At 71.3% G+C, this 23,403-nt stretch carries 21 protein-coding genes and 5 pseudogenes; 13 read left to right on the plus strand and 13 right to left on the minus strand.

The window, feature by feature from the left end; all coding sequences use genetic code 11:
- Window positions 1-790: 790 nt before the first annotated feature.
- The 3 genes from ACZ7D7_RS08565 to ACZ7D7_RS08575 all read right to left on the minus strand — a co-directional run bounded on the left by ACZ7D7_RS08565 (window position 791) and on the right by ACZ7D7_RS08575 (window position 2,668).
- Window positions 791-1,225 (minus strand): Hsp20/alpha crystallin family protein, encoded by a 435-nt coding sequence (locus tag ACZ7D7_RS08565; protein WP_470823226.1) that lies wholly within the window; start codon window positions 1,223-1,225, stop codon window positions 791-793.
- A 223-nt stretch (window positions 1,226-1,448) separates the two neighbouring features.
- The gene (locus ACZ7D7_RS08570) at window positions 1,449-1,898 is read right to left on the minus strand and encodes a pyridoxamine 5'-phosphate oxidase family protein (protein WP_470823227.1); all 450 of its coding nucleotides are present in this window, start codon (window positions 1,896-1,898) and stop codon (window positions 1,449-1,451) included.
- 470 nt (window positions 1,899-2,368) lie between these two features.
- The gene (locus ACZ7D7_RS08575) at window positions 2,369-2,668 is read right to left on the minus strand and encodes a hypothetical protein (RefSeq protein ID WP_470823228.1); all 300 of its coding nucleotides are present in this window, start codon (window positions 2,666-2,668) and stop codon (window positions 2,369-2,371) included.
- Between the two features lie 263 nt (window positions 2,669-2,931).
- Here ACZ7D7_RS08575 and ACZ7D7_RS08580 point away from each other — a divergent pair, with 263 nt between their 5' ends.
- The gene (locus tag ACZ7D7_RS08580) at window positions 2,932-3,933 is read left to right on the plus strand and encodes an Acg family FMN-binding oxidoreductase (RefSeq protein ID WP_470823229.1); all 1,002 of its coding nucleotides are present in this window, start codon (window positions 2,932-2,934) and stop codon (window positions 3,931-3,933) included.
- 97 nt (window positions 3,934-4,030) lie between these two features.
- Here the strand turns inward: ACZ7D7_RS08580 and ACZ7D7_RS08585 are convergent, their stop codons facing one another.
- Complete coding sequence (locus tag ACZ7D7_RS08585) at window positions 4,031-4,423, minus strand: STAS domain-containing protein (RefSeq protein ID WP_470823230.1); 393 nt, start codon at window positions 4,421-4,423, stop codon at window positions 4,031-4,033.
- A 339-nt stretch (window positions 4,424-4,762) separates the two neighbouring features.
- Between ACZ7D7_RS08585 and ACZ7D7_RS08590 the strand changes: the two genes are divergently transcribed.
- From ACZ7D7_RS08590 to ACZ7D7_RS08625, 8 genes and pseudogenes are all read left to right on the plus strand, one after another.
- A complete protein-coding gene (locus tag ACZ7D7_RS08590) occupies window positions 4,763-4,963 on the plus strand; it encodes a hypothetical protein (protein WP_470823231.1) in 201 nt (66 codons plus the stop codon).
- Window positions 4,964-5,163: 200 nt separating this feature from the next.
- Entirely contained in the window at window positions 5,164-6,045 is an 882-nt protein-coding gene (locus ACZ7D7_RS08595; RefSeq protein WP_470823232.1) for a universal stress protein, read from the plus strand.
- Window positions 6,046-6,204: 159 nt separating this feature from the next.
- Entirely contained in the window at window positions 6,205-6,996 is a 792-nt protein-coding gene (locus ACZ7D7_RS08600; protein ID WP_470823233.1) for an HAD family hydrolase, read from the plus strand.
- Window positions 6,993-9,362, plus strand: a complete 2,370-nt coding sequence (locus tag ACZ7D7_RS08605; protein WP_470823234.1) for a glycoside hydrolase family 65 protein — start codon at window positions 6,993-6,995, stop codon at window positions 9,360-9,362. Before ACZ7D7_RS08600 ends, ACZ7D7_RS08605 begins: the two co-directional genes overlap by 4 nt.
- A 148-nt stretch (window positions 9,363-9,510) precedes the next feature.
- Window positions 9,511-10,413, plus strand: coding sequence for a universal stress protein (locus ACZ7D7_RS08610; RefSeq protein WP_470823235.1), 903 nt, complete (start codon window positions 9,511-9,513; stop codon window positions 10,411-10,413).
- A gap of 39 nt (window positions 10,414-10,452) precedes the next feature.
- Window positions 10,453-10,575 carry a hypothetical protein gene (locus ACZ7D7_RS08615; RefSeq protein ID WP_470823236.1) on the plus strand — a complete coding sequence of 41 codons (123 nt, stop codon included), beginning with the start codon at window positions 10,453-10,455 and terminating at the stop codon, window positions 10,573-10,575.
- A gap of 139 nt (window positions 10,576-10,714) precedes the next feature.
- Window positions 10,715-11,338 (plus strand): hypothetical protein, encoded by a 624-nt coding sequence (locus ACZ7D7_RS08620; protein ID WP_470823237.1) that lies wholly within the window; start codon window positions 10,715-10,717, stop codon window positions 11,336-11,338.
- Between the two features lie 135 nt (window positions 11,339-11,473).
- A pseudogene (locus ACZ7D7_RS08625) lies at window positions 11,474-11,901 on the plus strand (Crp/Fnr family transcriptional regulator).
- Window positions 11,902-11,960: 59 nt separating this feature from the next.
- On the opposite strand, the gene ACZ7D7_RS08630 reads toward ACZ7D7_RS08625, so the two are convergent.
- Window positions 11,961-12,293, minus strand: a complete 333-nt coding sequence (locus ACZ7D7_RS08630) for an OsmC family protein (protein WP_470823688.1) — start codon at window positions 12,291-12,293, stop codon at window positions 11,961-11,963.
- A 114-nt stretch (window positions 12,294-12,407) separates the two neighbouring features.
- Here ACZ7D7_RS08630 and ACZ7D7_RS08635 point away from each other — a divergent pair.
- Window positions 12,408-12,689: pseudogene (locus ACZ7D7_RS08635) on the plus strand (hypothetical protein); the annotation flags it as partial.
- 264 nt (window positions 12,690-12,953) lie between these two features.
- Here ACZ7D7_RS08635 and ACZ7D7_RS08640 read toward each other — a convergent pair.
- The 4 genes and pseudogenes from ACZ7D7_RS08640 to ACZ7D7_RS08655 form a co-directional block, all read right to left on the minus strand.
- Window positions 12,954-13,502, minus strand: a complete 549-nt coding sequence (locus ACZ7D7_RS08640; protein WP_470823238.1) for a phosphatase PAP2 family protein — start codon at window positions 13,500-13,502, stop codon at window positions 12,954-12,956.
- A gap of 127 nt (window positions 13,503-13,629) precedes the next feature.
- Window positions 13,630-13,980: pseudogene (locus ACZ7D7_RS08645) on the minus strand (YihY/virulence factor BrkB family protein); the annotation flags it as partial.
- A 394-nt stretch (window positions 13,981-14,374) separates the two neighbouring features.
- Complete coding sequence (locus tag ACZ7D7_RS08650) at window positions 14,375-14,884, minus strand: Rv1733c family protein (RefSeq protein ID WP_470823239.1); 510 nt, start codon at window positions 14,882-14,884, stop codon at window positions 14,375-14,377.
- A gap of 294 nt (window positions 14,885-15,178) precedes the next feature.
- Window positions 15,179-16,743 (minus strand): annotated as a pseudogene (locus ACZ7D7_RS08655) (SulP family inorganic anion transporter).
- Window positions 16,744-17,092: 349 nt separating this feature from the next.
- On the opposite strand from ACZ7D7_RS08655, the gene ACZ7D7_RS08660 reads away from it, so the two are divergent.
- From ACZ7D7_RS08660 to ACZ7D7_RS08670, 3 genes are read left to right on the plus strand one after another with little or no spacing between them, the layout of a single operon-like run.
- A complete protein-coding gene (locus tag ACZ7D7_RS08660; protein WP_470823240.1) occupies window positions 17,093-19,786 on the plus strand; it encodes a bifunctional acetate--CoA ligase family protein/GNAT family N-acetyltransferase in 2,694 nt (897 codons plus the stop codon).
- A gap of 15 nt (window positions 19,787-19,801) precedes the next feature.
- A complete protein-coding gene (locus ACZ7D7_RS08665) occupies window positions 19,802-20,536 on the plus strand; it encodes a CBS domain-containing protein (RefSeq protein ID WP_470823241.1) in 735 nt (244 codons plus the stop codon).
- A gap of 16 nt (window positions 20,537-20,552) precedes the next feature.
- Window positions 20,553-21,050 carry a flavodoxin domain-containing protein gene (locus ACZ7D7_RS08670; RefSeq protein WP_470823242.1) on the plus strand — a complete coding sequence of 166 codons (498 nt, stop codon included), beginning with the start codon at window positions 20,553-20,555 and terminating at the stop codon, window positions 21,048-21,050.
- Between the two features lie 71 nt (window positions 21,051-21,121).
- Here the strand turns inward: ACZ7D7_RS08670 and ACZ7D7_RS08675 are convergent.
- From ACZ7D7_RS08675 to ACZ7D7_RS08690, 4 genes and pseudogenes are all read right to left on the minus strand, one after another.
- Window positions 21,122-21,323 (minus strand): annotated as a pseudogene (locus ACZ7D7_RS08675) (tyrosine-type recombinase/integrase); the annotation flags it as partial.
- A gap of 4 nt (window positions 21,324-21,327) precedes the next feature.
- The gene (locus ACZ7D7_RS08680; RefSeq protein WP_470823243.1) at window positions 21,328-21,936 is read right to left on the minus strand and encodes a dihydrofolate reductase family protein; all 609 of its coding nucleotides are present in this window, start codon (window positions 21,934-21,936) and stop codon (window positions 21,328-21,330) included.
- A gap of 235 nt (window positions 21,937-22,171) precedes the next feature.
- Window positions 22,172-22,714 carry a DUF4396 domain-containing protein gene (locus tag ACZ7D7_RS08685; RefSeq protein WP_470823244.1) on the minus strand — a complete coding sequence of 181 codons (543 nt, stop codon included), beginning with the start codon at window positions 22,712-22,714 and terminating at the stop codon, window positions 22,172-22,174.
- A gap of 60 nt (window positions 22,715-22,774) precedes the next feature.
- Window positions 22,775-23,068: a heavy-metal-associated domain-containing protein gene (locus ACZ7D7_RS08690; RefSeq protein ID WP_470823245.1), complete on the minus strand. Its 294-nt coding sequence runs from the start codon at window positions 23,066-23,068 to the stop codon at window positions 22,775-22,777.
- Window positions 23,069-23,403 lie beyond the last annotated feature (335 nt).

Here is a 23,403-nt window from a genome sequence, read left to right on the forward strand (position 1 = left end):
GTGCGGTCCGTGGGCCCGGCCAGGAAGGCCGGACCGCCCTCGTAGGGCGTGTAGTTGGCCTGGATGAAGTCGCGCACGTCGATGCGCTCACGCCAGCGTCGCCCGGCGAAGCCGCGCCACGCGTTCGACGCGCTCTCAGTGGTTTCCACGCCTGTCGGGGCCACGGTCGCCATTACTGCCTCCGGATCGCTCGCGACGTCGTCCGCAGAGGGGCGCGGACGGACTCTGCTGTCGATGTTCGTCCCACGCGGGGACGGCGGACAGGGTCTGCGGGAGCCCTCCGCGCCGCCATCCGGCCCTCGTCCTGCCGGGCTGCCGGGACCGATGCGCCCGGTGCGATGGGGCCGTTCGACCCCTCTCAGCCCAGGGCGCCGCAACGGCGGCGACACGCGGGTTTCTGCCTGTTGGACAGAGATCACCGCCGTGCCTGGCCATGGAGGGTGCCGGCCCGTGGGAGACACCCCGGCGGGCGGGCACACGGGCGGGACAGCGCCGTACAGGCCCGCTCATGGGGCCGAACGGCCCATAGTCCAGGCCCTGCTCCGGGCCGAACGGCCGGTCGGCCCCCGGGTCGGGACCATCCGGCCCTACAACGCGTCGGCCATCGACGGTGCCATAGGAAACGAGCCGAGGGCCACCAGAAGACACGGCGAAGCGGAGCGAAACCGCGCACCGTGCAATTGGGGCCCGCAAGAAGCGGGCGGCCCTCGGCTCCATGTCACAAGAAACAAGTGGAGGGGGACGGGTACGCGGCCGGGACAATGACCCCGGCCGCGTACCCGTGGTCGGCTCATCGCGTACCGGCACGCAGAGGTTCCCGCACCGGGACGGTGATGATGCCTGTCTTCCGTTCCAGCACCGGCATCCTGATGGTCAGGACCCCGTGCTTGTACTCCGCCGTCGCCTCGTCGTCCTTCGCCCCGGCCGGCAGCGGCGTGAAGTGGCCGTAGCGGCGCGTGCTGCGGCGCTTGTCCGGGGATTCCGCTCTGCGCTCGGCACGCAGGGCCAGGAAGCCCTGCGCGACGGTGATCTCCACATCCTTCGCGGGGTCGACGCCCGGCAGCTCGGCCTGCAGTACATACGTCCCGTCCGTCAGGCGTTCCTCGACGTGGATGCCGTGCGTTTGCGTCGGAACCGTGTCCGTCACGGGGAATCCCGCCTCCGCCCAGTCGGACAGGTCGGGCAGAGTGAGCCGACCGGGGAGCCGTTCGATGGTGCCGCTCATGTCTTGCTCCCCTTCCTCTTCACTCCAGCGTCATCCGCCAGAGCCCGGCCGCGCATGGGCCGACCGGCCCCTTGCACGGCCCGGTCGGCCCGCGATTCAGCTTGCCGTCTGGTCGGCGGGCCGGCGTGGGAAGGCACCAGGAACAGCATGGGCAGTCTCCACGCACGGGACGGGCCGGCCCGCTCGGGGGCAGGGAACGGTAGCTGAGTACGAGCGCCTCACCTCAGGCGGACAGCTCCACGCCGTAAAGGCTCCGGCCTCCGACCAGCTCGCGCCCGGTGATCAGTTCCGCCTCGATGCGGATGAGCACGTCGTCCGGTGATGGTGCCCAGGAACGAGGCCCGGTCCGCTCCAGCCGCGCACGTTCCTCAGGGTCGGTCACCAGCCGGGCTCGGCCGGTGACGACGACGCTCCAGCCCGAGTGGACGGCGGCGTCGACCTCGTCCGTCTCGAAGGCGACCACCGCGCCGTCGACGGCCCGGGCGAGCTCGGAGTCCGCCGAGGTACGGATCAGTACCGCCGCCCCCCGGGACCCCGTGTCCAGGGTGAAGTTCACCGGCAGGACCGCGGGCAGGGCCTGGCGCGTGTGGACGATCCGGCCGACGGGGGCCGTGGCCAGCAGCCGCAGGCACTCCTCCCGGTCGAGTTCGCGAAAACCGTCGTTGGCGTACATGGGGCCGCTCCAGTTCTCGTCGCGTGCCGTGGGTCTGGGCCTACGGTCCAGGCTCCGCGCCGCAGCGACCTCCCGGGAGGGCCTACCGGTCCTGCACGGCGCAGAATGCGGCCCTCTCGTCGAGGACATCCGTCCCGCCGATCGGCCGTGTCCCGGCCGCTGCGCATCACGTCGGGGCGCCGTCGCCAGGGTCGTCTGCCCGGGCTCGTGCCGTCCGCTGCGCTGCCCGGCCAGGACCGACCGGTCTTGTGCCCCCAGCGAGGTCCGACCAGGTCCCACTCGCGTCCCCACCGCTCGATGCGTCGCCGGCCGGGCCACCGTCGTGCGACGGCACCGGCGCCGAACGTCAGGCCGGCGAAAGCGAGCGCTGCACCCGAGCCGATGACCCCTGCCCGCGTGACGGCCCGGGCAGCCGCCGACGGCCGGGAAGTGAGGTCGCCGTGGCTGTCGGTCCAGACCACGACACTCGATCAGCGGACCTTCGCCCGGATCCGGGAGCTCGTCTTCGCCACCGACACGGCCTGAGATTCGTACTGGACGAGTACGGCCCGCACGGAGCGCATCTCGGCACGCTGCCCGGCGAAGTACCCGTCGGCGGCCTGGGCGGTCACCGCGCCGACGAGCGCGCCGCCCAGCGTCATGACCGTCCACACGGAGAGGACGATCCACGCCTCGATGACGTCGTCGTGCCTTCGCAGCGGGTTGCTCCGCCACCGCCACAACCTCCGCCTGATGTGGCTCTTCGTGTTCGTACGCTCGCCGCAGGACATCGGTCCGCACCTCCTCGTCGTGCCGCCAGCACGGTGACACCCGGGAGCGAGGGCCGGCGGGGGTCGATCAGACGGCATCGTGAGGCCGAACGGACCCGATTCACCTACGGCAGTGGGCCGTTCAGCCCTGCCCGCGAGAGCCGGTGACGACGTGTGGCCCGACCAGACCCCGGGGCAAGGACTGTCGGCCCCTCACGACTTTCCCGTCGGCCTCGGACACTCGGAGGACAGCAGAACGACGCCGGTCTTGTGAGGAGGGCGCCATGCCCATCAGGCAGCTCGACGCCGCGACTGTGGAGAAGTGCCTCGCCGCCGCCGTCGCCGCACCCTCGATCTTCAACACCCAGCCATGGCGCTACCGCCTGGACCCCGAGGCGGTCGCACTTGAAGTGCGTGCCGCTCCGGAACGGGGCCTGCGCCACACGGACCCGACGGGTCGAGCCCTGCACCTGTCCGTCGGGGCCGCGGTCTTCAACCTGCGTGTCGCCATGGCCCACTTCGGCTGGCTGCCGGTCACACGCCTGCTGCCGAAACCCGAGGACCCCGGCCTGCTCGCCACGGTTCGCCCGACGAGTCCCACGACTCCTGGCCGCACGGGCCGTCGCGCCGACCTCTACGCGGCGATCTGGCGACGGCACAGCAGCCGGTTCCCCTTCTCCGGCAAGCCGTTGCCCCCGCACGTACGCGCCGAACTCACCGAGGCCGTGCGCGTGGAGGGCGCCGCGCTCACCTTCCCCGGACCCGCCGGGACGGCACGGCTGCTGCGCCTGACCACGGAGGCCGAACAGCGCAACAGGAACGACCCCGACCGCGGAGCGGAGAGCCGCCGCTGGGTCCACCGGGATCCGGACGAGCCCACCGACCTCGGCCTTCCGCAGGCGGCACTCGGTCCACAGGACGCTCACGAACGACTCGCCATGCGTGACTTCACCGCCCAGCGGCACCCCGAGCGGCTCCGCTCCCAGCCGTTCGAGACCATCCCCGCCGTCGCGCTGCTGACGACGGAGCACGATCGCCGTACGGACTGGCTGCGCGCAGGCCAGGCACTGGAACACGCTCTGCTCGTCGCCACGGCCCACGGGGTGCGGGCCTCCCTCCTGCACCAGCCGATGGAATGGCCCGACCTGCGCCGTTCCCTGAGTTCCGTCCCCGAACACGCTGGTCATGCCCAGATGCTGATCCGCCTCGGCTACGGCCCGGAGGGCCCTGTCACTCCGCGGCGCCCGCCGCTCGATCTGCTGGATGGCGGGGTCAATGGACCGTAGCCGACATGGCTGAGCACGGGCGTGTCGTCGCTGCGCGGCTGACGAGACGGCGTGTGCTCAGGGCTGATCAGCAGTTGGCTCTTCGGCCGCGAACAGGTCAGCCCACCGTGGCACAGGCGACGCCTGCCGCGGACGAGCGGAGCAGGGGCTCGGGCAGATGGGAGTGCAACTCGAAGACACCGGCCAGGCGAGCGCACCGAAGGATCCGCCGGAAACCAAGGCTGTCGGTCACCAGCCGCAGTCGGCCTTGCCGGGCGAGAACCCGGTTGGGTACGCGGCACAACATGCCCAGGCCGGTGCAGTCGATGAAGGAAACGGGGCGCGGATCCAGCACCAGATCGGCGCCTGAGGCTGAGGTCAGGGCGTCGAGGCGTGCCGAAACGGGCGGTCCCGTGAGGATGTCGATCTCGCCGCACAGCTCCACCATGGTCGTTGCGCCGACGACGCGTTCCGTGTGGTGCGGTGCGGACCTGGTACGGGGTTCGGACATGGTCGAAGCAGAGCGAGGGCGGTGGAGTGAGGGGAAGGGCCGTTCGGTCCCTCCTGGTCCTCTCCCGTACAGGGACCTTGGCGCTGCGGCGCAGGGCTCGCTGTGTCGCGTCCGGGCGCTGGGCGGCGACCTACGCGGTGAGGGCGAACAGCCGACTGAGCGGCCCGGTGACCGGGCGATCGCAGGCGCAGAGCGTGCCGGTCGACTCCTGTCCCGGATGGCTCTGGCGCAAGGGCGCCTGAGACCCCTGTTCGGAGCCGGTCGGCTCATGCGCGGGGACGTCTGCGCGAGTTGGCTGAGAGCGAGGACAACGGCGCTGGCCGAGGGGAGTGCAGGACAGTGGGTACAAGTCTGACACCCGCGTTCTGGGAGCGGTTCGCGGTGCTGTCGGTCGCGGCGGTCGGCGTGACGTGCGTCCCCACCGCATCGCTCGACGCGCTCGCCGTTCGGCTCCTGCGGCGTCGCGTACGCAGGCTGCCGAAGCAGGCCGGGACACTGTCGACGCCTGCCACGGAACGCCCCGTTTCCACCAGCTGCTGAATGGAACGCGGGCCGACTGTCAGCCAAGCGGACGTCCCAGCCACCGAGTGGTTGGCCCTCTCGGCCGCGTACGGGCATGGGCCGAACGTCCCCCTGCCCTGGCCCGACCGCCCCTTCCGCCGCCCCGCCGAGGGTGCGACGGTGACACGGAGGTCCAGCGCTGCGCGCACGCCGCAGCCCGATGAAAGGCGGTGGGGAGGATGACACTGCCCCTGGTCGTGGGCGTCGACGGATCTGATTCCAGCCTCCAGGCGGTCGACTGGGCCGCGGATGAAGCAGCCCGACATGGTGTCCCCCTGCGGCTGGTTCACGCCTCGCTCTGGGAACGCTACGAAGATGTCATGCCGTCGGACAGCACGGAGCACCCGTCCGAAGAGGTCATGGCGGAGAACATCGTCGGCTCCGCGGCCGAACGCGCTCGACGGCGCCACCCGGGTGTCGATGTCTCGACCGAGGTGGTGCCCGAGGAAGCGGACTACGCCCTCCTGCGCGAAGGCAACAACGCCTGGGCCCTGGTGACGGGATCGCGGGGCCGCGGCAAGCTGGCAGGGCTGCTCCTCGGATCGGTGGGCCTGGCCGTCGCGTCCCGTGCCCACTGCCCGGTGATCGTGGTCCGGGGGGACAAGGCCGGCCTGGCCGGTACCCACGAACGGATCCTGCTCGGCGCGGGAGAACCCGACACGAGCGGCGAGGCGGTCCGGTTCGCCTTCCGGGAGGCCGAGGCGCGCAAGTGCACCCTCGACGTCGTACGCGCCTGGCGCTGCCCCGCACACGAGACAACCGACCACCCCCTGCTGACAGGTGAGCCCGCGCACTATCACGAGGAGCGGGCGTCCACTCTGCTGGACACCCTGGTCCGCGATGCGGTGGCGGACCATCCGGGTGTCCGGTTGCGCCGTGCCACCGTCGAAGGACCTGCCCGCAAGGTGTTGCTGCACCGCTCTGCCGCCGCGGACCTCCTGATCATCGGAGCCCGGCGCAGGCACGGCCACTTCGGGCTTCAGCTGGGCCGGGTGGGGCACACCATGCTGCATCACGCCGTCTGCCCCGTGGCGATCGTTCCGCAGTGGGCCGGACAGTGAACCGCACCGCTCGATCCACCCCTTCGTCCTTCCGCGTCCTACCTGCCAAGGAGCACGCATGACAGTCCCCGTCGGCATCGGCGGCCCCGGCCCGTACGACGACGAGTGCCGCCGCGGCGACCGGCCGTCCGGCCCCACCGCCCACAGGGCCGGGCGGCCGTGAACGCCTCGGCGGCCGCATCGTCCCCGGTGTCCCGCAGCGTGCTCGCACCTGCGCTGAGAGACGTCCGGGCCGTCGTCTTCGACACCGACGGAGTGATCACCGACTCGGCCAGGGTGCACGCCGCCGCGTGGAAGACCGCGTTCGACGCCTACCTGTGTGAACACCGGCCCGAAGACCCCGGCTTACGCCGTCCGTTCGACGTGCGGGACGACTATCTGCGGTATGTGGACGGCAAGTCCCGACTCGACGGCGCAGCAGCCTTCCTCGCCTCCCGCGGTTTCGACCCGTCGGCCGGTGACACCGTGCGGGCCGTACAGGCCGTCGCCGCGGAGAAGGAGCGACTGTTCACGCAGCGGCTGCGCGAGCACGGCGTCGACGCGTATCCGGGCACGGTACGGCTCGTCCGTGCGCTGCGCCGGGCAGGGATACCCCGGGCGGCGGCGTCCGCGTCCCGGCACGCCGCCGAACTGCTCACCCGGGCCGGGGTACTCGATCTCTTCGACGCGCTGGTCGACGGCGCCGAGGCCGCCCGGCTCGGGCTGCCGGGCAAGCCACGGCCCGACCTGTTTCTGGAGGCGGCCCGCCGGCTCGGTGTCCCCGCAGGCCGCGCCGCCGTCGTCGAGGACGCGCTGGCGGGCGTCGAGGCGGGCCACCGCGGCGGGTTCGCCCTCGTCGTCGGTGTGGATCGCACGGCCGGTCAGGACACCGAGGAGAGACTGCTGCGGCACGGTGCCGACATCGTCGTACGGGACCTCGGAGAACTGCTCCTGGGAGGGGCGTCGAAGTGACGGGCTGGATGTGGGAGTACGAGGGCTACGACCCGGCTGACGAGCGGCTGCGGGAGTCACTGTGCACACTCGGCAACGGCTACTTCGCCACCCGAGGGGCACTGCCCGAATGCGCCGCCGACGACGTGCACTACCCGGGAACCTACGCGGCCGGCTGCTACGACCGGCTCACCTCGGAGGTGGCGGGACGCCGGGTCGAGAACGAGGACATGGCCAATCTGCCGAACTGGCTGCCCCTCCGCTACCGCCTCCGCGAGCGGCAGTGGCTCACGCCGGACACCGCCACGGTGCTCGAACACCGTCAGGTCCTGCACCTGGCCTCCGGCCTACTGGAACGCCGGACGCGGTACGCGCTCGGCGAGGGGCGCACGCTGTCGGTGCGCCAACAGCGTCTCGTGCACATGGCCGACCCCCACCTCGCCGCCCTGCGCACGGAGTTCACGGCCGAGGGATTCTCCGGCGAGCTCGAAGTCGAGGCCTTCCTCGACGGCGGCATCACCAACGCCGGTGTGCCGCGCTACCGGGATCTGGACGGCCGCCATCTCACCCACGTGCACACCGGCGACGCCGCCCCTGACGAGGTGTGGCTGCGCTGCCGCACCCGCACCTCGGACATCCGCATCGGTATGGCATCTCGCCTGACTGCCGACGTGCCCGTCCTGCCCCGGCACGAACCCCCTTGCGCCATCCAGCAGTTGCGTCTCCACCTGGTGCCCGGCCGCACCGCCACCGTCGACAAGACCGTCGCCCTGCACACCTCACGGGACCCGGCGATCAGCGATCCCCTGCGCGCCGCGGTCGACCGGGTCGGTCGGGCGCCCGGCTTCGACGAGTTACTGGAAGCCCACCTCACGGCCTGGGACCAGCTCTGGCGCCGGGCCGACCTCGACGTCCCCGGCGAGGCGGGTGGCATCCTGCGCCTGCACCTCTTCCACGTGCTGCAGACCCTCTCGCCGCACACCGCAGACCTGGACGTCGGTGTCCCAGCCCGCGGTCTGCACGGCGAGGCCTACCGAGGCCATGTCTTCTGGGACGAGCTGTTCGTCCTGCCCTACCTCAACCTGCACTTCCCCGAGGTGTCCCGCGCCCTGCTCCGCTATCGCCACCGGCGCCTGGAACAGGCCTGCTCCGCGGCACGGGCCGTCGGCAGGCGGGGCGCCCTGTATCCGTGGCAGAGCGGCAGCGACGGCCGCGAGGAGACCCAGGAACTGCACCTCAACCCGCGCTCGGGGCGCTGGCTGCCGGACCACTCCCGGCTCCAGCACCACGTCGGCTCGGCCATCGCGTACAACGTGTGGCAGTACTGCGAAGCGAGCGGCGACACCGAGTTCCTGCACAGCAAGGGCGCCGAGATGCTGCTGCAGATCGCGCGCTTCTGGGCGGACTCGGCCACCTGGGACGAGCACCTCGGGCGGCACCGGATCAAGGGCGTCGTCGGCCCCGACGAGTACCACGACGCCTATCCCGACGCGCGCCTGCCGGGCCTCGATGACAATGCGTACACCAACGTCACGGCGGCCTGGGTGCTGACCCGCACACTGGACGTCCTGCGTGCCCTCCCGGAGCCCCGACGGCGCGAACTCGTCGAGCGGACCGGCCTGGACGGCGGCGAGCTCGAACTGTGGGAGGACGTCTCCCGCACTCTCCACGTGCCCTTCCACGACGACGTCATCAGCCAGTTCGAGGGCTACGGCGACCTCGCCGAACTCGACTGGGACAGCTACCGCGACCGGTACGGCGACATCCGGCGCCTGGACCGGATACTCGAGTCGGAGGGCGACACGGTCAACCGCTACCAGGCGTCCAAGCAGGCCGACGTACTGATGCTCGGCTACCTGTTCTCACCCGCTGAACTTCAGGGCGTTTTCGCCAGGTTGGGCTTCCCGCTCGACGAGGACACCTGGCAGCGCACCGTCGATTACTACCTCGCCCGCACCAGCCATGGCTCCACGCTCAGCGGAGTGGTCCACGGCTGGGTGCTGGCCCGTGCCCGGCGCGCGGAAGCCTGGAGGTTCTGCCAGGAGGCACTGCAGGGCGACATCGCCGACCTTCAGGGCGGCACCACAGGCGAAGGCATCCACCTGGGCGCCATGGCCGGCACCCTCGACCTGGTGCAACGCGGACTGACCGGGCTGGAGACCCGCGACGGTGCCCTGTGGCTCGACCCGGTGCCGCTGCCGGAACTGTCGTCGTACGGCTTCGCCATCCGGTACCAGGGCCACTGGGGCGTACGGCTGCGTCTTGAGCGTGGGCGTCTGCGGATCGCCGTGCCGTCGTCCGACGAAGGACCGATCGACATCAGGCTGCCCGACCGGGCGGTCGGCCTCCAACCGGCCGAGACGTGCCAACTGGTGTTTGCGGAGTGACGGTTACGGCGCGGCGGCGGGGAACCTCGGCCGAGCAGGGGCCGGATGGCCTCGGGTGAGGACCTGGCAGCCCCTCGCAGCGCGGGCGCTGTGGCGTGACGCTGGCCATGAGAGCAGACCGAGACTGTGATTGTTGGAGGTGTGCGTCGTGCTTTCCCCCGTGATCGCCGGAGTCGACGGATCCGCCGAGAGCCTGGCCGCAGCCGAGTGGGCCGCACGCGAGGCAGCGCGGCGCGAACGACCGCTGCGGCTGGTGCACGCCTGGAACTGGCACCCGCGCCAGGCGGACGGCGTGCCCGCCAACGCCGCACAGCGGTACCTGGCCGGGCGCGCGCTGCGCCAGGCGGAAGACCGCATCCGCGGCGTCGTTCCCGCCGTGCGCCTGTACGACGCGCAGGTCGAGGGCCCGGCGACCGCGGCCCTGCTGAAGGAGGCCGATCAGGGCGATCTGCTGGTGCTGGGTTCTCGTGGGCTGAGCGGCTTCACCGGGTTGCTGGTGGGCTCGGTCGCTCTGGGCGTGGTGGCGAAGGCCACCCGTCCCGTCGTGCTGGTACGGGCAGGGGAAGCCGCCGAGGACGAGCACTTCCCGGAGCACGACGCGAGCGCCTCAACCCGGACCGGCTACCAGGACGTTGTAGTCGGCCTCGATCTGGGCGATCCCTGCGACGAGGTGATCGAGTTCGCCTTCGAAGCCGCCCGCCTGCGTCGTGCCCAGCTTCGGGTCGTCCACGCCTGGCAGGCGGCTTCCGCCCTCAGTCTCGGCCCCGGAGACATCGCTCTGGTCGACCATCCGCAGCAGGCTGAGGAGTGGGAGCGCTTCCTGTCCGCCGTGCTCAAGGTGTGGCGCGACAGGTATCCCGACGTCGAGGTCGTCGAAGCGGTGTCGGAGGGCAAGGCCACGACGGCGCTGATCAGCGCCGCCTCCGCAGCGAGCCTGCTCGTCGTCGGCCATCGGCCGGCCGAACGGCCGGTGGGCCCGCGCACCGGTCCCGTAACCCACGCCGTGATCCACCACGTCGGCTGCCCCGTGGCTGTTGTACCCCACGAGTGAGAGCGACAGCGGCGGAAGCCGACTCGGGCCAGTCCCCTCATGGGCCAACCCCTTCCGGCCGAGCGGCTGCGCCCCGAGCACGTCAAGCCTTGTCTGTGCCCGGGGCCTGTCCACGACGGCACCGCCCTGCCCGAATTCGCGGACTGGACCTGGGGCGGCTGAACGGGCCTGGTAGTGGGGACGTTCGGCCCCGCTGTCGGGGCCCAGCGGCCTCTGCGATGGCGAGGGGCGAAGCAGGACATTGAAGGGGCAACGAGAGTCAACAAGACCCCGCGCATCACCCCTGGAAGGGATGAGCATCATGGCAGTGCACGACCACCCCCACCGGCACGTGGGGTTCCGCTTCCCGTCGTCGCGCAAGGCCGGGACAGCCTCCGCGTCCGGCGAGGCGTCGACCGCGGTGGCGACGGCGACCAGCGCGTACGTCTTCGCCGGGCTCCGCCTGCTGACCGGGTTCGTCTTCCTGTGGGCGTTCCTCGACAAGACCTTCGGCTTCGGCTATGCCACCCCCTCCGGCAAGGGCTGGATCGACGGCGGCTCGCCGACCCGGGGCTTCCTCAGCGGTGTCGCCGTCGGGCCCATGGAGTCGACCTTCCACGACTGGGCCGGAGCCGCCTGGGCGGACTGGCTGTTCATGCTGGGCCTGCTCGGCATCGGCCTCGCCCTGATCGCCGGTATCTGCCTGCGGCTCGCCGCGGTCGCCGGCACCGCCATGATGGCGCTGATGTGGATCGCCGAGTGGCCGCCGGCCAAGCACCTCTCCGACGGCTCGGCGAGCATGTCCGCCAACCCGTTCGCCGACTACCACCTCATCTACGCCGTCGTCCTCATCGCCCTCGCCGCCGCGGGCGCCGGCGCGACCTGGGGTCTGGGAAAGGCGTGGGCGCGGCTGCCGTTCGTCAGCCGCAACCGCTGGCTGCTCTGACCGGCTCCCGCGCCTCGATCCGGGGCACCGCCGCCACTCTGGCGGCGGTGCCCCGGATCGTCAGTTCTGTGGGGGCCGGGGAGGTGGCGCTGCCATGACCACTACGACGACCCCGACCATGCCCCGGTGACCACGATGCTTCCTGCCGAGTACCGGGGCAGACTGATGAGCATCGCGCGCGAGGTGGGTATCCCGCAGGGGAGCCGCCTGTTCAACGAGGGCGGACGGGCGGATCACTTCTGGATCGTCAGGTCCGGCACGCTCGCCCTGGACATCCATGGGCCCGGGCGCGACGGCGCTGTGATCGACCGGTTTCGGAGCACTCGTGGGCACGTCCTGGCTCCTGCGGCCCCATGTGTGGCAGATGGGCGCGCAGGCGGTCAGCTCGGTGCGCGCCCATGAGTTCGATGCCGAGACCGTACGGCAGATGTGCCGGATGGATCTCCCGATGGGCCGTGCGCTCGCTGCAGCCGTTGGCAGGGTGGTTTCTCACCGACTGCATGTGACCCCGCGCACGCCTGCTCGATCTGTGTGCCCCCTGCGGCAGCGGACTGTCGGCGTGAACGGGTACTCACGCGCCTGACCGCCGCGTGATGCGGCGCCTGGGTGCGTCCGCGTGCGCTCATGCCTCCAGTTCGACGCCGATCTCGGGTGGCTGGTGGAGCGTGTTGTGGACGGTGCAGTGCGAGGCTACGGCGAGCAAGGCCGCGCGGCGCTGCTCGGACAGCCCGGGCGGCGGGGCGATCGTCATGTGGACGGATGCGACCCGGGCCGGCCGATCGGTGGCCATGGTGAACCGCGTACGGACCCGCAGTCCCGCGCGGTCCAGGCCGTGCCGGTGGAGGTAGCGACCCGCGTAGAAGGCGACGCACGTGGCGAGGGACGCCGCGAACAGCTCTGTCGGCGTGGGAGCGGAGTCCTGACCGCCCGCTTCCTCTGGCTGGTCGACCGTCAGCCGGTGGCCCCGGTCTCGATGGCGTAGGCGTCGCCGTCGACATGGGTGACTTCGAGCTGGTGCACGTCCACTTCCGGAAGCCACGAGGTTGTGATCTTCGGCTCTGTCCGTTGCATGGCCACGTCTCCTCCTGAGCCTCGACTGCTGTCGATATCCAGTTCAGCGCTGCCGGAACGACTCGGGGAGAGGACGAAGGGGGTGGTGTCAGGGCCGTTCGGCCCCGAGTCATCCGACTCGGATGGCCATACCCGTGGGGTATGGAGTGACCGGACGCTCAGCGGCGCGCCGAACGCAGCCTGGAGGCGCTGCGCCGCATGCTGGTGCCCACTGCCAGGGTGCGGCGTGACGGTGGTGGAGGCGCACACCCTGGTGCCCGGGGATGTGGTCCTGCTGGAGGCGGGCGACCGCGTGCCGGCCGACGGGCGCCTCACCGTCGCGGAGTCGGTCGGGGTGGCAGGCACGCTGGACCAGGTCGCTCACCGGTGCCTGCGCTCCGGCATCGGTGCGGTGCGAGCTGTCTGCTGTCATGGATGCCCGCCTGCCTTTCATCTGTCCTTCGTCTGCGTCTCCGACAGGACCGGCGAGCGTTCGCACGGCCTTGGCCTGCCCCTTGCTCCGGTCGGCAGTCCGGGTACCCCCGCGGCACCGCCTGACCGCCCGTCAGAGCACTCGTCGCCGCAGCAGATGCGGTGCGCCCCGTACCATAGCGGCCGCCGCCAAGCCGATCACGGCGCCGGCGGCCACGTCGGAGGGGTAGTGAGCCCCGCTGTGCACGCGCTCCGCGGCCACCAGCGCCGCCGACACCCCGCAGGCGGACCCGGCGGCAGGCCACACTGGCGCGACGGCACCCGCGAAAGCGAAGGCAGCGGCGGTGTGCCCAGAGGGGAAGGAAGAGCTGTCCGCGCGCTCATGGAGTTCCTCCGACGGGACCCATTCCCGCGGTGGGCGGCGTCTCCGGTACAGCTGCTTGGCAAACCCGTTGGACAGCACTTGAGCCGCCGTCATGGCCGCCACCCCCGCAGCAGCGGCCGTACGGCCGCGCCACCCGCCAAACGCAGCCATCGCTCCGGCCGTCGCCAACCACAACTTGGTGTGCTCGGCCGCTTCCTGCACCGCGTGCGCGACCCGCCGCACCCAGGATGGTCCCCACCCGATGACCCTTCTGGCCAGCAGGCGATCCCCGTCGTGCAGATCCACCATTGTTCCCATGAGCAGCCGACTTCCCGTCCAGGGTCGCTTCACACACGTGCCGTGATCGATCGCCTTCCCTGCCGCGAGACCTAGGGAGAACCCACTGGCGGCCCCTGGGTGAGGCTCGCGGCCGGGCTTCCCACTGTCAGGACTTAAGACGGCGGCGGTCCTCGTCGTCCCACTTCCGGGTGTCGCGCGGCTCGACGTACGGCTCTTCCTCGGCCGGGTGACCACCGGCGACGGCGCGTTGGCGGGCCAGCTCGGCGTCGCACTCCAGGCCCAGCAGGATCGCCAGATTCGTGATCCACAACCAGATCAGGAAGATGATGACGCCGGCGAAGGTGCCGTAGGTCTTGTTGTACGAGGCGGAGTTCGCCACGTACAGCGCGAACCCGGCCGAGGCGATCATCCAGATCACCAGCGCCAGGAAACTGCCCGGCGTGATCCAGCGCAACCCGCGCACCCTCGTGTTCGGCGTCGCCCAGTACAGCATCGCGTAGCGCCATTGACAGCACATCGGAACAATGACGAGCCGCACCTCCCCTGACCGGCGGCACCGCACCATCTCGCCTCCGCCTGAGCCCAGGTCCTCGCCCGATGGCGTCCTGAGCAGGAAATGAGCCGGTTCCCTCGTTGCAGTTCTGGTTGCGTTCACCAGCGTCCAGCGCAGTCCACCATCCATCCAGCGCACCGCCCTGTGGCGGGTCAGCATGCCCCTGTGCGTCTGAGGTCCCCCGACGAACGTTGGAAAGCGTGTCGCCACGGAACTGGCTCTGCGCTCGGGGACCAATGGCTCGCCACCCACCCCCCAGCACGGCCTGGTCGTGCTGTGCTCTCCGGGAAGGCTGCCGGACTCGCGCACCGACCGGTGCCGCGTGATGGGCTCTGGATCAGCGGGTCGTTTGCCCCCACTGCGGGCCCACCAGGTCCCAATCCCTGCCCCACTGCTCGATGCGCCGTCGGTCCAGCCACCAGCGTGCGGTGCGGCCGACGGCGAAGACGGCGCCGCCGAGGGCGAGGGCGGCTACGGCTCCGAGGACGCCGGCCTCGACGGCTTCCTCGGCGGGAGTGGATGGTTTCGTACGGATGTGCCCTTTTCCGTCGGTCCAGACCGTGATCTTGGTGCCCGCCTGCTGCCCAGCGTCCACGAGTGTCCTGTCGGTGCGGGTGGCGCCGTCGTGCGCTGTCCAGCGCACCTTCGCCAGAGCCTTGCCGCTGACCACGCCCGAGTCCCTGGAAGCGGTGCGCGGGACATCGGCGACGAGTACAGCCCGGACCGGGGCCAGCTCGGCCCGCTGCCGGGCGAACTCCGCCTCGGCGGCTCGGGCGGTCATCACCCCGGCGAGCGTTCCACCCACCACGATCAGTGCCCACAGGGCCAGCAGGAGCCACCCTTCCATGACGTCATCGCGTCGCCTAAGCGGATTGCTCCGCCATCGCCACAGGCCCAGGCCCGTTCGCTTGTGCTTCCTCTTCGTCTGAAGATCTCCGCGCATCGGTCCGCTCCTTCTCGTCACCTTCAGGAAAGTGACAGACAGGAGTGCGCGACGGGATGGGCTGGCCAGACGCGATCGCAGGGCCAACCGGTGCCAAACCAAGGAGGTGGGGTGGGGCCTTTCGGCCCTGTAGGCCGACGGGAACCGCCGAGGTGCGCTCCGGACCGTGGCGCTGTGGCTGTCCGGCCCAGGGACGGCTCAGTGGTCGCGGCACCACTTCCCATACGCGGCCACAGCGGTGGGCAGCGTGGGAAAGATCAGGTCGCGGCCGACCGACTCCGAAAGACCGTAGGCCTCCAACTCGTCCCTCAGGTCCTGCTTTCACGCGGGCGAGGGCGAAGACGACGCCCCGGCGGCTCAGTCCGCGGCGGAGTCGTAGCGGTATACCAGCAGGCCGGGGATCGTACGGGCTTGGGGGTAGTCGTCGATGTCGTGCATGCCCGCAACGCCCGGGACCAGGCCCTCGACGGCGTCGTGCGGGCGGGCCACCCGGGTCAGCAGCTCCGCCACGGACAGGCCGACGGCGACCAGCACGCCGTACAGGATGTCCAGGGCCAGCACCCCGGCCAGGCGGGCGAAGGCCAGGAACAGCTCCCTGCGGCGGAACGACGCCAGCCGGCGGAAGCCCGCCAGGTCGATCATGCGGATCGCGGCGTACACGACGAGGGCACCCAGCACTGCGGACGGGGTGCTGCTCAGCAGCGGACTGAGGAAGAGCAGAACGGCGAGCACCCCCGCGCCCGCCACCAGGGTGTACGCCGGACTGCGTGCGCCCGCCGAGGAGGCGAGCGCGGTGCGGCTCGCGCTGCTGCTGACCGGGAAGCCGTGCAGTACGCCCGAACCCAGGTTGGCGGTGCCCAGGGCCAGGAACTCCTGGTTGGCGTCGAGCCCGGACCCTGCGGCGGCGCGATCGTCGAACGCCCGCGCCGTGAGGATGACGTCGGTGTAACCGACGAGGAGGACGCCCACGGCGGGCAGCAGCAAGTGCGGAGTCTCGGTCAGGTCCGGCACGGCGAGATCTGGCAGCCCGGCCGGTACGTCGCCGATCGTCCGGATGCCGTGCCGGTTGTCGAGGTCGAACACGGCCACGGCTGCCGTACCGAGGGCGGCGGCGAGCAGCGGGCCCGGGAATGCACGGAGAACCGGGGCATCGCGAAGAGGAACGTGATTGCGACGGCGGAGAAGACGATGGTGGCCAAGTGACCGTCCCGGAGATCCCGTACGAACGACCACAGCTGGGGGAAGAACGACGAGCCTGTCGTGTCCGCCCCGGCGAGTTCCGGCAGCTGATCCACCAGCATGACCAGCGTCCCACCTGCCAGATAACCGATCAGTACCGGACGGGACAGCAGGTCCGCGACGAAGCCCAGCCGGACCGCCCACGCCACTACGCGCAGTAGCCCGACCGTGATCGCGAGCGCGGCGGCCAGCGTGGCGTAGCGCGCCGGGTCGCCGGCAGCGAGAGGGGCGACCACTGCCGCCGTCATCAGTGCGGTTGTCGACTCCGGGCCGACCGAGAGCAGGCGCGATGAGCCGAGCGGGGGACACACGACGAGCGCGGGCAGGATCGCCCACGGACCGGCGACGGGCGGCAGCCCGGCCACGCCCTCGTACGCCATGACCTGCGGAACCAGATATGCCGCCACCGTCGCCCCGGCCAGCAGGTCACCTTTCAGCCACGCAGGCCGGTAACCGAGGAGCACAGCCAGCCCGGGCGTCAGGCGGTGCCACCCTGGAGCAGCCCCGCCCGAGTTCTGGATCATGGCGCTCCTTCCTGTCCGGAACGAGGATCCATCACGGCACGGATGCCCCCGATAGGCCGAACGGGCCGCGGAGTCCGTCAACTGCCCGAGCTGCCGCGCCTTGACGTGCCCTCCCCGTGGCCCGGCGTCTCTTCCTCAGCGCGGGAGCAGGCCTGCCCGTGCCTGATCGACCACAGGAGGGCGCAGTGTCGCTCGGCCGGGCTCGTCCCACTCCGACCATCGGCCGGCGGGGGTGCCAAGGCCCCGGATTAGGGCCGACCGGCCCCAGGCTCGCCCCCAGACAGCCCCTGGGACGGCCCTCCCGCGAGCCGGATCCTCGAAGCGTCACGAGGTTCGGAGGAGGCCCGTCATGACGAACGACGTGCTCGGCCCACGCACCGCCCACGCCCTGCTAGCGGACGGCACCACCGTGTGCATCCGCCCCGTGGAGCCCGGCGACCACGAGCAGGTGCAGGGGCTGTACGAGGAGATGTCCCCGGAGAACCTGCGCCTGAGGTTCTTCGCGGTGAGCCGGCGTTCCGCCGCCATGGCCGCAGACCGGGCCTGTGCTCCGCCGAACTCCGGCTACCGGGCACTGCTGGCCGAGACGCACGGTCAGGTGATCGGCCTCGCCGAGTACGCCAGTGGCGACGACACGACCACGGCGGACATCTCCATAGCCGTGGCCGACGGACTGCACCACCGCGGTGTCGGCACCCTCCTCGTCGAGCACCTGGTCTCAGCCGCCCGCGCGGAGGGCATCACCACGTTCACCGCCGACGCGCTCAGCGAGAACCACGAGGTGCTGAAGCTCTTCGCCGACCTGGGCCTGCGCACGACCCGCCGCTTCGAGGGGCCGGAGGTGCGGTGCACGGTCGAACTCGGCGAGGACGACACCTACCTCTCGGCCGTCGAGGCCCGCGGTCGGGCGGCCAACATGGCCAGCCTGGTCCCGTTGCTGCGGCCGGGCACCATCGCCGTCGTCGGCGCCGGGCGCAAGCCCGGGTCGGTGGGGCGGGCCATCCTCCACCACCTGCACACCGGCGGGTTCTCCGGGCGTCTGTTCGCCGTGAACCCACGTGCCTCGGCGATCCTCGGTGTGCGCTCCTATCCGTCGGTCAGCGCGCTGCCCAAGACGCCCGATCTCGTGGTCGTCGCGGTGCCGGGCGCGGCGATCCCGGCCACCGCCGAGGAGTGCGGCAAGGCGGGCGTACGGGCCCTCCTCGTCGTCTCCGCCGGCCTCGACGGCGACCAGGCCGCAGCACTGATGGCCGCCTGCCGTACACACGGCATGCGGCTCGTCGGGCCGAACTGCCTCGGCGTCTCCAACACCGACCCCGAGCTCTCTCTGGATGCCACCTTCGCAGCCGACCATCCACGTCCCGGCACCGCAGGCGTGGCCGTACAGTCCGGAGGCGTCGGCATCGCGCTGCTCGACGGGCTGTCCCGGCTCGGCATCGGCGTGTCGTCCTTCGCCTCGCTCGGCGACAAGTACGACGTCAGCGGCAACGACATGCTCCAGTGGTGGGAGAGCGACCGCCGTACCGATCTCGCCCTGCTGCACCTGGAGTCCTTCGGCAACCCGCGGGCGTTCTCCCGCACCGCCCGCCGCGTGACCCGCCACATGCCGGTACTCACCGTCGACGCGGGCCGCACCGAGGCGGGCCGTCGTGCCGCCGCCTCGCACACCGCGGCCGCCGCCACCCGCACCATGACCCGCCAGGCCCTCTTCACCCAAGCCGGCATCACCGCGACCCGTTCGGTCGGCGAACTCCTCGAAACGGCCGCCCTGATGCACGCCCAGCCGCTCCCGGCCGGCACCCGCGTCGCCATCGTCACCAACGCGGGCGGAGCCGGAGTCCTCGCTGCCGACGCCTGTGCGGAGGCAGGACTCGTCCTTCCGCCGTTCCCGCCCGAACTGGTCGACGACCTGCTCGCCGTGCTGCCCGACGGCGCCGCCGTCGGCAACCCCGTCGACGCGACCGCTGCGGTGACCGAGGAGCAGCTCAGGAACTGCGTAAACCGGATCACGCGCCACCACGGCATCGACGCCGTGCTGCTGGCCCTCGTCCCGACCGCCGTCGCTGCGGCAACCGGCGACGACCTCGTCAAGGCCCTCACCGACGGCCCGGGCCGCCGGGCACGGCCCGTCGCTGCGATACGGCTCGAACAGGACCTGCCGGTCACGCTGTTGCCCGCCACCGGCGGCGGCGCGATCCCGTCGTACGCCGAGCCCCAGGCGGCGGCCAGGGCGCTCGCCCACGCGGCCCGCCGCGCCGTCTGGCTGAGCCGGCCGCCGGGGACGATCCCCGACCTCGACGAAGTCGACACGGCTCGTGCTCACCAGGTCGCCGAGACCTTCCTGGCCGAAAACCCGGACGGCGGCTGGCTCGACCCACGCACCTGCGCCAGCCTCCTGTCGTGCTACGGCATCCCACAGCTCCCGTGGGCCTGGGCCGAGAGCGAGGACGATGCCGTCATGGCCGCCGACCGCCTGCGCGGCCCCGACGGCCGCGTGGTGATGAAGGCCCACTGGCCGGGGCTGGTCCACAAGAGCGAGCAGCGCGCCGTCCACCTCGACCTCCAGGGCAACGCGCAAGTGCGCGCCGCCTTCCGGGACTTCGGCACCCGGTTCGCGGGCCTGCTGACCGGCGTGGTCGTGCAGCCGCTCGCGGCGCGCGGCACCGAACTGTTCGCCGGAGTCGTCCAGGACGAGGTCTTCGGTCCGCTGGTGCTGTTCGGACTGGGCGGCACCGCGACCGAGGTCCTTGGCGATCACGCCGCCCGGCTCGCCCCGCTCACCGACCACGACGTGCACGACCTGATCACCGCGCCGCGCTGTGCCCCACTGCTCTTCGGCGCGCGCGGCGGCGGGCCGGTCGACCTGGAAGGCCTGGAGCAACTGCTGCTGCGGCTGTCCCGGATGGCGGCCGACCTGCCGCAGCTCGCCGAGGCCGACTTCAACCCCGTACTCGCGACACCGGGCGGAGTCTCCGTGCTCGACGCGCGCGTACGCCTGCTGCCGCGCAGGTCCCAGGACCCGTACCTGCGCCGGCTCCGCTGAGGAGGGAAAACAACCATGAAGCACCACAAGGTCGGTTCCGTGATGACCATGGAGGTCGTCCGTGCCGAGTACGGCACTCCGTTCAAGGAGGTGGCACGGTTGCTGGCCGGCCACCGGATCAGCGGACTGCCGGTCGTCGACGAGGACCAGAAGGTCCTCGGGGTGATCTCCGAGACGGACCTCATGGTCCGGCAGGCGGAGACCCCGGATCCGTTCGAGCCGCCGAAGCGTCGCTTCCCCTTCTCGGGGCTGACGCGTACCGCCCGGAGGCAGGCCGTGAAGGCCCGGGCCCGCACCGCCGGACAGCTGATGACCGAACCGGCCGTCACCGTGCGCGCCGACGCCACCATCGTGGAAGCCGCCCGGACCATGGCCCAGCGGCGCATCGAGCGGCTGCCCGTCGTGGACGAGGAGGAACGGCTGGTCGGCATCGTCACCCGGCGCGACCTGCTCCAGGTCTTCCTGCGGCCCGACAGGGAGATCCGTCAGGAGGTGATCGACGAGGTGCTGGTCCGCACACTCTGGTTGGCGCCCCAGACGGTCGACGTCTCCGTGTTCGAAGGGGTCGTCACACTCACCGGCCACATGGAGCGCAAGAGCGAGACGGAGATCGCCGTGTCCATGACCCGCCAGATCGACGGCGTGGTCGGCGTGGTCGACAAGCTCACCCACCGGCTGGACGACTCGCGTCTCCAGCCCGACGCCCAGGCGCTGCACGGCGTCGCCGACGACTGGCTGCGCCAACTGTGAGAGGAGGCGGACCGCCATGCCCACCAGCGTGCTGGTCGCCTACGGGTCGACGAACGGATCAACCGCGCAGATCGCCGAGGCCATCGCGCAGGTCATGAGCAAGGAAGGACTCACGGCCGAGGCACTCCCTGCCCAGTCCGTGGCGAGCGTGGCGCCGTACGACGCCGTGGTGGTCGGAGGCGGACTGTACGCCGGCCGCTGGCAGAAAGACGCCCGCCGCTTCGTCCGCCGCCACGGCCGTGAACTGGTCGAACGCCCGCTCTGGCTCTTCAGCAGCGGCCCACTCGACCCCTCGGCTTCGGAGCGGGACATCCCGCCCGTACCCGGTGTGAAGGAGGCCATGAACCGGCTCGACGCCGAGGAACACGTCACCTTCGGGGGCTGCCTGGAGGAGGGAGCGAAGGGATGGGTCGCCCGGATGATCCTGCGCAACGGAAAAGGCGGGGACTTCCGGGACTTCACGCAGATCGAGGAGTGGGCGGGGCGCATCGGGAGGGAGCTGACCGGCGGATGAGCCGAACGGCGCGACGAGCCGTACGGCCGCTCGTCGCGCCGGGCCACGGCTGGCGGTTCGCCGAACTCAGTCTTGGCGGCTGTGCTGATGGAGCCGGGCATGAGGTGCCGGTAGATCTTGAAGGTGTTCTCGACGGTCTTGTGGCCCATCCACTCGGCGACGTCGGTGATGGGAATGCCGTGGTGAGGCAGTTGAGGCGAAGAAGTGCCGCATGCCGCAGACGACCACCCCCTCGGGGACGTCGACCTCGCCCGCCTTCTTGATCCGCTCCCACGGATCAGCGGAGCACGCGATACGTCAGGTGCGTGACCGAGTCGGTCGCCCGGGACCGGGTCTGCTGGAGGTTCAGTGGTGGCACGCCGTCGAAGAGGCGGGTGCCGCTGCCGAGGGTGAAGGGCACGATGTGCAGGCGCAGTTCGTCGATCAGGCCGGCGGCGAGGTACTGGTTGATCGTGGTCGCGCCGCCCTGGATCGACACGTCGCCGTCCCCGGCCGCCTCGCGGGCCCGGCTCAGCGCGGACTCGATTCCGTCCGTGACGAAGTGGTACGTGGTGCCGCCGGCCATCGGCTGCGGGTCGCGCGGGTAGTGGGTGAGCACGAAGACGGGGGCGTGGAACGGCGGGTTGTCGCCCCACCAGCCGTTCCAGTCCCGGTCCCACTCGCCGCGCACGGGCCCGAACATGTTGCGGCCCATCACGTAGGCGGCGGCCGCCCCGAGCCGGTCGATCTCGGCGCGGTTCTCCTCCGGGTGCTCGAACATCCAGGCGTGCAACCGGTCCCCCCGGCCGTCTCCGCCGTCGTCGCCGAACGGGCGTTCCTCGGTCTGGTGGAGCCCGGCCGAGTAACCGTCGGCGGAGATCGTCAGGTCGCTGACCACGGTGCTCATGTCGATTCCTCCGTCGATGCGCTTTCTGTGGGCATTCCAGCACGATTCAGGCGAGGCCGAGTCGGCCCAGCAGGTCGCTGACGGTCGCTCGCGTCAGCTCCATGACGGACAGTGAAGCGCACGGCACTGACAAGGGGCGCCCGGCGGTCGCGCGGTGGTGGTGGGGGGGGCGAGGAACGGGAAGCCCGGGGTGGCCTCTCGCGAGGTGCCCCGGGCTGATCGGTCCCGTTGGTGGTCAGTGGTAGGCGTGGACGACCGCGTGGCCCTTGCCGCGGCCGATCATCCACTTGTTGACCGGCGTGGTGATCACGAAGGCCACCGCGAAGCCGCCCAGCAGGGCCGACCAGAACAGTCCGTCGGACAGATGGGCGTCCATGGCCCCCGGCGTGAGGGCGATGATCGCGTTGTCCACGAACTCCATGACGGCGATGGAGGCCGTGTCGGCCGCCAGCGCGACCTTGATCGCGGCCTTCAGGTCCAGTCCGGCCCGGACCACCGCGAACAGGGTGAACGAGTAGCCGAACAGGAACGCCAGGGTGATCGCCAGGACCATGGTGGGCACGTTGGCCCAGCCCAGCGCCGTCCCGATGACCATGCCGAGGATCTCGCCGATGGCGCATCCGGTCAGGCAGTGGAGCGTCGCCTTCACGGCCGTGGACCAGGAAGCCCCGCGGCCGTGCCCGCCATGTTCGCCGTGGTCGCCGTGTCCACCGCCGTGGTGACCTTCGTGCCCGCTGTGGCCGTGAGCGGCGCCCGCGTGGTGCGCGCTGTGGTCCATGACCTTCCTCCTTGTTCGGTCTCGCGGTCGGAGCGTGATGCCCCGCGTTCTTCCCTGGTGTCAGGCGCGGCCGACCAGCTCGTAGCCCGCCTCGTCCACCGCGGCACGGACCGCCTCCTCGTCGAGGGCGGCGGTGGAGGTGACCGTCACTTCGCCGGTCTTGGCGACGGCCTTCACCGCCGTGACGCCGTCCAGGGCGGAGAGCTCCTCGGAAACGGCGCCCTCGCAGTGGCCGCACGTCATGCCCGACACCTTGTAGACGGTGGTGACGCCGGCGCCCTGGGCCTCGGTCGTGGTGCCGGTGCCGCAGGTGCCGCAGCAGGAGCCGGTGCCGGAGTTCGTCTCAGTGGTCATGGCTACATCCTTGGGTCCGGGTGCGTGGGTTGCCTGTCGTGGGGGGGCGGAGCCTCTCCCCACGACAGGAGAACCATATACCCCCTAGGGGTATTTCGTACAGGCAGATGTGCCGATCGGGGGTGTGCGTGGCGCTCAGCGGTGGTGCGCGTGGCCGCCCGGGGCGCGCAGGCCGGACAGGGGCACCGTCACGAGCCGGTCGGCCGCCGCCGCGGAGGGCAGGGCGGCGGCCGTGGCCGAACGGGTGGCCGACGCCCCGGCCCGGACGAGGCTCTCCGGCGGCGATCCGACCGGGGCGAGGATCCAGCTGGCCGCCGACGCGGGCGCGGCGCTCG

This window comes from Streptomyces sp. NPDC037054 (assembly GCF_055606745.1).